Origin of the sequence: Corynebacterium sp. MSK122 (genome assembly GCF_030229435.2) — a bacterium.
GTDB classification, from domain to species: domain Bacteria; phylum Actinomycetota; class Actinomycetes; order Mycobacteriales; family Mycobacteriaceae; genus Corynebacterium; species Corynebacterium marquesiae.
Genome location: NZ_JASPHV020000041.1, coordinates 1 through 8,684, shown reverse-complemented (window position 1 = coordinate 8,684; position 8,684 = coordinate 1). Strand labels below are relative to the sequence as shown.

Here is an 8,684-nt window from a genome sequence, read left to right as displayed (position 1 = left end):
GCGACCAGGCTAACTGCCTCGCCTGCCACCACGCGCTCAACAGCAGCATCCTTAACATCCTTCGGAGTCCAACGCGTCACAACTACCTCCCGGTCGAAGTGGCGCATTCACCCCTTGACAGCACGCCTGGCGGACTCTCTGGATTTCCACCTTCGTTCTCATCATTGGCTTCGCCACGTGGTACCTCGTCTCCGCGATCGCACCGCAGCTAAACCAAATCGGCTTCGATATCTCCAAAAGCCAGCTCTACTGGCTGACGGCAATTCCTGGCCTGGCCTGCGGTATCTTCCGTCTCATCTTCATGTTCCTGCCCCCGATTATCGGCACGCGCAAGCTGGTCTTTTTCACCTCGCTCTTGTTCATCATCCCGATGCTGGGCTGGTTTTTTGCGGTGCAGGATACGTCCACCCCGTACTGGTGGCTGCTCGTCCTGTCCTTCATTTCCGGCATCGGCGGCGGCGTATTTTCCGGATTCATGCCGTCGACCGGCTACTTCTTCCCCAAGCGCCTGTCCGGCACTGCCCTTGGCATTCAGGCTGGCATCGGTAACTTCGGCATCTCCTTCATCCAGCTGGTTGCCCCGTGGCTGATGGGCTTTACCCTGCTCGGCGTAGGCATGGTGGCCCCGCAGCGCACCGATAAGGGCGATATTTTCGTCCATAATCCCGCTATCTTCCTTGTCCCGTGGGCCATCGTCGGCGCCATCCTGGCATGGATGCTGCTCAAGGATGTTCCCGTTAAAGCCAACTTCCGCCAGCAGATCGATATCTTCGGCAATAAGAACACCTGGATTCTCACGATTGTCTACTTCATGACGTTCGGTGCATTCTCTGGTTTCGCCGCCCAGATGGCGCTGCTTATCAATCAAACCTTTGGCGAGGGATCGTCGTTCGCCGACAGCTTTAATGACCTGCCCAATGGTGCCGCTTACGCCTTCCTTGGACCACTCATCGGCGCGCTGGTCCGTGCGCTCTGGGGCCCGCTGTGCGATAAGTTCGGCGGCGCTATCTGGACCTTCATCGGCTGCCTCGGCATGACCGTCTTTACCGCCGTATCCGCGCTGTTCTTGAACCCTTCTAGCCCGGATGAGTTCTGGTGGTTCTTGGGCTCCATGCTCATCATGTTCTTCTTTACCGGTCTCGGCAATGCCGGCACCTTCAAGCAGATGCCCATGATTTTGCCCAAGCGCCAAGCTGGTGGCGTCATCGGCTGGACCGGCGCCATCGGCGCATTCGGCCCCTTCGTCGTCGGCGTACTGCTATCCACAATGGCCCCAGCCACATTCTTCTGGGGCTGCGTTGTCTACTTCGCAATTACCACCGTGCTGGTGTGGATCTACTATGCCCGCCCCAACGCACCGTTCCCCGGCTAATTAGGAGCCCCCTTTGACTACTCACGTCTCCCCCGAAAACGGCAAGCTGAATCCGCTATTTAAGCTCGGCGCCTACCTGCGCAAGGGCGAAGCCACCGACTCTGGCCAGCAGCTCTTCCTCAAGGGCGGTCGCCAGGCAGACGTCTTTTACCGCAACCGCTGGGCGTTCGACAAGATGGTGCGCTCTACCCACGGCGTGAACTGCACCGGTTCATGTTCGTGGAAGGTCTACGTCAAAGACGGCGTTATCACCTGGGAATCCCAGGCAGTGGACTACCCCACCACCGGCAATGACATGCCGGAATACGAGCCACGCGGCTGCCCTCGTGGCGCATCCTTTTCGTGGTACACCTACTCGCCTACTCGTGTGCGCTACCCGTATGCCCGCGGCGTGCTGGTAGACATGTTCCGCGAGGAAAAGGCCAAGCACGGAGATTCCGTCTTGGCGTGGCGCGCGATCCAGGAGGACCCGGAAAAGCGCCAGGCTTATATCTCCCAGCGCGGCAAGGGCGGACTCATCCGCATCTCCTATGAAGAGGCCATCGACATTGCCTCGGCCGCGCACGTGTACACCATCCGCAAGTACGGCCCTGACCGCATTAATGGCTTCACCGTGATTCCGGCGATGTCCCAGATTTCTTATGGCGCAGGCATGCGTTTCTTGCAGTCCATTGGCGGCGTCGCCCTGTCCTTCTACGATTGGTACGCCGACCTGCCGCCGGCGTCCCCACAGACCTTCGGCGACCAGACCGATGTTCCGGAATCCGGTGACTGGTACAACTCGTCCTACCTCATGATGTGGGGCTCCAATATCCCCGTCACCCGTACCCCGGATGCGCACTTTATGGTCGAGTCCCGCTATAAGGGCACCAAGGTGGTCGTGGTTTCCCCCGACTTTGCGGATAACACCAAGTTCGCTGATGAATGGGCCCGCATCGAGCCGGGCACTGACGCCGCCCTCGCCTTTGCCATGGGCCACGTCATTCTCAAGACCTTCCATGTGGACCGCCAGGAACCGTACTTCCTGAACTACATGCGTAAGTTCACCGATTCTCCGTTCCTCGTCGCCCTCGATGACCACGGCGACGGCACTTACACCCCAGGCAAGTTCCTCACCGCTGCCCAGCTTTCCGACGCCTCCCTCAACTCCACCCCCAACTCCACTCACCGTGGCCTCGTTATGGAGGAAAACGGTCACGTCGTCGACCCAGGCGGCACCGTGGCTGACCGCTGGGATAACGAATCTTCCAAGTGGAACCTCGCGCTCGATAATGCGGATCCGGTCATGTCCATCGCAGAAACCGACCGCTTCGACACCGCCGAGGTGCTATTCCCGCGTTTCGACTTGGACACCAATCCGGAAGACGTGGGAACCGGCAAGCCGATTGGCGCCGGCGTCGTCCACCGCGGCGTACCGGTACGCGAAGTGGACGGCAAGCTAGTCACCACCGTCTTCGACATCATGCTTGCCCACTATGGCGTCAACCGCGCTGAGCTCAACTTGCCGGGCTCGTGGCCGAAGGATTTCCACGACGCCAGCGAGGTCGGCACCCCAGCCTGGCAGGAAGAACTCACCGGTGTTCCGGCGGATGCCGCCATCCGCATTGGCCGCGAGTTTGCCCAAAACGCCGCGGATTCCCAGGGCCGCTCCCAAATCATCATGGGTGCTGGCGTCAACCATTACTTCCACGCCGATACCATCTACCGCACCTTCCTGGCACTGACCTCTATGTGTGGCACCCAGGGCGTCAACGGTGGTGGCTGGGCTCACTATGTGGGCCAGGAGAAGCTACGTCCCGTCAATGGCTGGACCCAATGGGCGATGGCAACGGACTGGCAGCGTCCTCCGCGCCACATGATCACCACCGGCTTCTACTACTTCGCCACCGAGCAGTACCGCTACGATAATTCGCGCGCCTCGCACTTGGGATCGCCCTTGGCCTCGCGCGATTCCATCGGCGATAAGATGGTCTCCGATACCATGGCCGAGGCAATGCGCCGCGGCTGGATGCCGGCCTACCCGCAGTTCAACCGCAATTCGCTCTTCCTTGCCGACGAGGCCGAGGAAGCCGGCATGGATATCAATGACTACGTCGTCCAAGAGCTAGAAAGCGGCCGTCTCGAATTCTCGTATGACAACCCGTCTGCAGAAGAAAACTGGCCGCGCATCCTGCTTAATTGGCGCACCAACCTTCTGGGCTCCTCGGCGAAGGGCACGGAGTTCTTCCTCCGCCACCTCCTTGGCATCGACTCCGACGCCACCGCAGAAGAGCTCGCCCCAGAGGATCGTCCGCGCACCATCAAGTGGGTCGATGAAGCCCCTAAGGGCAAACTCGACCTCATGATGACCACGGATTTCCGCAATACCTCCACCACGCTGGTATCCGATCTCATCTTCCCGGCCGCTACTTGGTACGAAAAGCACGATATGTCCTCGACGGATATGCACCCGTACCTGCACTCCTTCAACGCCGCCATTAACCCGCCATGGGAGGCCCGCTCTGACTACGAGGTCTTCCGCGATCTTGCGGCGGCCCTTTCTGATAAGGCCACCAAGTGGCTCGGCGTGCAGCGCGATGTCATCACCCAGCCCAGCCACCATGACACCCCGGACGAGCTGGGAATGCCCAACGGTGTGGTGCCGGACGTCGACAAGCAGGGGCTCATCCCTGGTGTCACCATGCCGAAGCTGCATGTTGTCGAGCGTGACTACACCAAGATTTATGAGAAGTGGGCGCACCTGGGCCCGCTGCCGGCCAAGCTGGGCACCGGAGTCCATGGCACGAAGTTCAACGTGGAAAAGCAGGTCAAGGAGCTCGAGCTCATCTGTGGCACCTCCGAAACTTCCATGGGCGAACTGGTGGACCTGAGCAAGGACACCAAGGTTATTGACGCCATTTTGCACCTTTCGGGTGTATCCAATGGCGAGCTGGCCAAGCAAGGCTTTGAATACCTGTCTTCCCGCACGGGCAAAGACCTTACCCCGCTGGGCACCGCCGATGAAGATGTCCGCATCACTTGGGATGACATCAAGGAGCGGCCGAAGGAAGTCATTACCTCGCCAGAATGGACCGCGGATAAGCGCAATAAGCGCCGCTACACCGCATTTTCCATCAACGTCGAGTTTGAAAAACCCTGGCACACGCTCACCGGCCGTATGCAGTACTACATCGACCACGATTGGTACATGGACTACGGCGAATCCCTACCTATCTTCCGCCCACCGTTGGATCACGTACACATGCACGGCGAGTTTGCCCCAGGCGAGAGCCTGCGCAATGACCGCGGCGAAGCTGAGGTCACCCTGCGCTACCTCACCACGCACAATAAGTGGTCCATCCACTCGCAGTACTTTGACAATCTGCACGTGCTATCCATCTCCCGCGGTGGCCAGGTGGTCTGGATGTCTAATAAGGATGCCGAGAAGATTGGCGTGGCCGATAACGACTGGGTCGAGGTTTATAACCGCAATGGCGTTGTCTCCGCACGTGCCATCGTCTCCCACCGCATTCCGGAGGGCACAATGCTGTGCAACCACGCACAGGAGCGCACCGTCGGCACCCCGCTCAATGAGCACACCGGCCGCCGCGGCGGCACCCACAACTCGCTGACGCGCATCTCCATCAAACCGGTCCACATTGCTGGCGGCTACGGCCAGCTGACCTACCACTTCAACTACATCGGCCCCACCGGCAATAACCGCGATGAGGTCACCCGCGTTCGCCGCCGTTCCCAGGAGGTTTCCTACTAATGAAGGTCATGGCCCAGATCTCCATGATTATGAATCTGGACAAGTGCATCGGCTGCCACACTTGTTCGGTCACCTGCAAGCAGGCATGGACCAACCGCGAAGGCACCGAATATATCTGGTTCAATAACGTCGAGACCCGCCCCGGCGTTGGCTACCCACGCACCTGGGAAGACCAGGAAAAGTGGAAGGGCGGCTGGGAGCGCACCCAGTCCGGCAAGCTCAAGCCGAAGGCGGGCGGTCGCCTCAAGAAGCTGGCTACGCTCTTCCACAACCCGAACCTGCCCACCATCCAGGACTACTACGAGCCGTGGACCTACCAGTATGAGGATCTGATGGGCGCTGAAGCTGGGCAAAAGACCCAGCCCACCGCCAAGCCGGTCTCTCAAATCGACGGCCGCGATATCAATAAGATTGAGTGGTCGTCCAACTGGGACGATAACCTGGGCGGCTCCACTGCCACCCTAGATAATGACCCAGTCCTGCACGAGATGAACCTCGAGGTTAAAAAGGAAATCGAGGATTCGTTCATGTTCTATCTGCCGCGCATTTGCGAGCACTGCATGAACCCCACCTGCGTATCTTCCTGCCCGTCCGGCGCGATGTACAAGCGCACCGAAGACGGCATCGTACTCGTGGACCAGGACCGCTGCCGCGGCTGGCGCATGTGCGTATCCGGCTGCCCTTATAAGAAGGTTTACTTCAACCACAAGACCGGCAAGGCCGAGAAGTGTACCCTGTGCTACCCGCGCCTTGAGGTGGGCCAGCCCACCGTGTGCTCCGAGACCTGTGTGGGCCGCCTGCGCTATCTCGGCGTCATCCTCTATGACGCAGACCGCGTAGCCGAGGCCGCCGCTACCGAGAACGAGCAGGATCTCTTCGAGGCACAGAAGTCCATCATGCTCGATCCGCATGACCCGGAGGTCGTTCGCGCCGCCGAGGCCGAGGGAATCCCGCACTCCTGGATCGACGCTGCACAGCAGTCCCCCATCTACGACCTCATCTTTAAATACGGCGTGGCCCTGCCGCTGCACCCGGAGTACCGCACCCTGCCGATGGTCTGGTATATCCCGCCGCTGTCCCCCATCGTGGACAAGGTAACCGCCACCGGAAACGACGGCGAGGACCACAAGATCCTTTTCTCCGCACTGTCGAATATGCGCATTCCACTGGAATACCTCGCCGGCCTTTTCACCGCCGGCGATACCGTGCCGGTAGAAAAGTCCCTGCGCCGCCTCGTCGCCATGCGCTCCTATATGCGCGATATCAACCTGGGCAATGAGCCGCAGGAAGAGATCGCCCAAGCCGTGGGCATGACCGGCAAGGACATTGAGGCAATGTACCGCCTGCTGGCCATTGCCAAATACGATGACCGCTACGTCATTCCAACTGCCTCCCCGGAAACACCCCGCGGAATCGCGAACCTGGATCCCTTCGGCGACGTCGACCCTGCTCAGGCGTCCGAGGACGTATTCCACGACCTGGGCATGGGCGCCCCCGAGGCCTGCACCCACAGTTCCGCGCCGCAGGGCAAGGTTTCACTGCTGTCTTGGACCGGTGACCGCCCCGATTCGATGTTCCCACCCAAGGACTAGGAGCAACCATGAATATTCTGGATAAGCTCCGCAAACGCCAAGCCACGCTCGCGCCCAAGCCCCCGCTTGCCGACGCCCCCGTGGCCGGCTTCGGCACCCCAGCCGGCATTGGCACGATGGGCGGCGCCAAGGACGTCGAAAAGACCCTGCGCACCCATACCGGCAAGGTACCGCACGAGTTCGTCACGCCTGTGCACGTCACGGAGGAGCAACGCCGCATTGTCGCTATGGCCGTCTCCGTCCTGCTGGACTACCCCGGCGCGGACATTATGGACCGCTTAGCCATCGTGGAGGAGCAGGTGGATCAGTTGCCGCTGGCCATCGCCAGCGATTTCGTGGACTTCGCCGAGTGGGCGCGCAGCGTGGGCCCGCGCGGGCTCGAAGAGCACTACGTGGAAACCTTCGATCAGCGCCGCCGCTGTTCGCTGTATTTGTCCTATTTCGCAGTGGGCGATACGCGCCAGCGCGGCATGGCCATCTTGTCCTTCCGCGAGCAACTGGAGTCCCTCGGTTTCCATATTTCGGACGATGAACTGCCGGATCACCTCTGCGTAGTCCTGGAGGCGCTGGCTATGACCGAGGGCGCCGAGCATGACCGTGCCGTCGAGCTCGTCGCCAGCTACCGCGAAGGCATCGAGGTACTGCGCGCTGCGCTGTCGCACGTTGGTTCGCCCTATATCAGCCTGGTCGTCGCGCTGTGCAAAGCTTTGCCGGAAATCGACACCGATACCGCCCAAAAGTACGTGGACCTCATCCGCACCGGCCCGCCTGCCGAGATGGTGGGCATCGCCGATCTTCCCTTCCCCACCACCCAACCTGACCTCGTCTAAGGACACACAATGTTTGATAACTTCCTCTGGGGTGCGTTCCCGTGGCTGGCCATCGCCGCATTCATCGTCGGCATCTTCTGGCGGTGGCGCTCCGACCAATTCGGCTGGACCACCCACTCCTCCCAAATCTATGAGTCCAAGCTGCTGCGCTTGTCTTCCCCGCTCTTCCACTGGGGCATGGTCTTTGTCATCATCGGCCACCTCATGGGCTTGGCATTCCCCAAGTCTTGGACTCGCGCTGTCGGTATCAACGATCACGCCTACCACCTGCTCGCGACCATTCCAGGTTCCATCGCCGCTCTGGCCGTCCTCCTCGGCTTCGCCGGCCTGCTCTACCGCCGCCTGAAGAACCGCTCGGTATTCTTGTCCACCTCCACCTCGGACAAGGTCATGTACGTCTTCCTGGCCTTGGCACTGATTTCTGGTTCCTTTGCCACCTTTACACTGCAGCTTTTCGATGTCGCCGGTACCGGCGGCTACGACTACCGCGAGACCATCTCGCCGTGGCTGCGCCAGCTGCTCATCTTCAATATTCAGCCGGAGCTCATGGCCGATGCCCCGTGGCAGTTCAAGGTCCATGTTCTCGCGGGCTTCACCATCATCGCGGTATGGCCTTTCACCCGCCTCGTGCATGCCTTCTCTGCACCGGTTGGTTACGTCACCCGCCCGTACGTGGTCTACCGCTCCCGCGATAATCGCACCACCCCGATGCGTTCTAATACCGCGTGGGAGCCCATCCGCTCCAACCGCAAGCAACTCGAGGGCGAAACTCCGGGACACGGAGCCTAACTAATCCCCTCACGTTCAGCCGCCGCGCCGTCTCTCGGGACCCGCGGCGGTTTTCTCATACCCTCCCCTCGCGCCCTCGCCCTCCCCACCCTCCTTCGCGCTCACCGGCAGCCGCTGACCTAGCCCACCACCTCCGCCCGTGAGCGCCAAGGGAGGAGCGGCTACCTCCCCACCCTTCGCGCTCACTGAGAGCCGCAGCAAGCGCGAAATCGCCGCCTCCGTGATCGCGAAGGATGGACGAATGCACAAACCCGCCCTTCGCGCTCACGGTGGGCACCAAATGTGACCACGAACGGTCGCTGGTGAGCGCGAAGGGCGGGAGGGCCGAGCGGCGAGAGGCTGTCTCTTAT

Annotated in this window: 4 protein-coding genes and 1 pseudogene; all 5 read left to right on the top strand. The window is 60.8% G+C overall.

What is annotated here, in order from left to right:
• Positions 1–124 precede the first annotated feature (124 nt).
• Positions 125–1,372 (top strand): annotated as a pseudogene (locus QP934_RS11155) (nitrate/nitrite transporter); the annotation flags it as partial.
• Positions 1,373–1,385: 13 nt separating this feature from the next.
• Positions 1,386–5,123, top strand: coding sequence for a nitrate reductase subunit alpha (locus QP934_RS11150; protein WP_419127562.1), 3,738 nt, complete (start codon positions 1,386–1,388; stop codon positions 5,121–5,123).
• Positions 5,123–6,715, top strand: a complete 1,593-nt coding sequence (narH, locus tag QP934_RS11145) for a nitrate reductase subunit beta (protein ID WP_419127561.1) — start codon at positions 5,123–5,125, stop codon at positions 6,713–6,715. The genes QP934_RS11150 and narH overlap by 1 nt, the downstream gene beginning before the upstream one ends.
• 8 nt (positions 6,716–6,723) lie before the next feature.
• Positions 6,724–7,545: a nitrate reductase molybdenum cofactor assembly chaperone gene (gene narJ, locus QP934_RS11140; RefSeq protein ID WP_419127560.1), complete on the top strand. Its 822-nt coding sequence runs from the start codon at positions 6,724–6,726 to the stop codon at positions 7,543–7,545.
• 9 nt (positions 7,546–7,554) lie between these two features.
• Positions 7,555–8,334: a respiratory nitrate reductase subunit gamma gene (gene narI, locus QP934_RS11135; RefSeq protein WP_150851142.1), complete on the top strand. Its 780-nt coding sequence runs from the start codon at positions 7,555–7,557 to the stop codon at positions 8,332–8,334.
• Positions 8,335–8,684 lie beyond the last annotated feature (350 nt).

What these genes read in the sequence shown, in the direction of transcription:
- narH (WP_419127561.1), top strand. Translation starts at nt 5,123, where the DNA reads ATGAAGGTCATGGCCCAGATCTCCATGATTATGAATCTGGACAAGTGC.
- narJ (WP_419127560.1), top strand. Translation starts at nt 6,724, where the DNA reads ATGAATATTCTGGATAAGCTCCGCAAACGCCAAGCCACGCTCGCGCCC.
- narI (WP_150851142.1), top strand. Translation starts at nt 7,555, where the DNA reads ATGTTTGATAACTTCCTCTGGGGTGCGTTCCCGTGGCTGGCCATCGCC.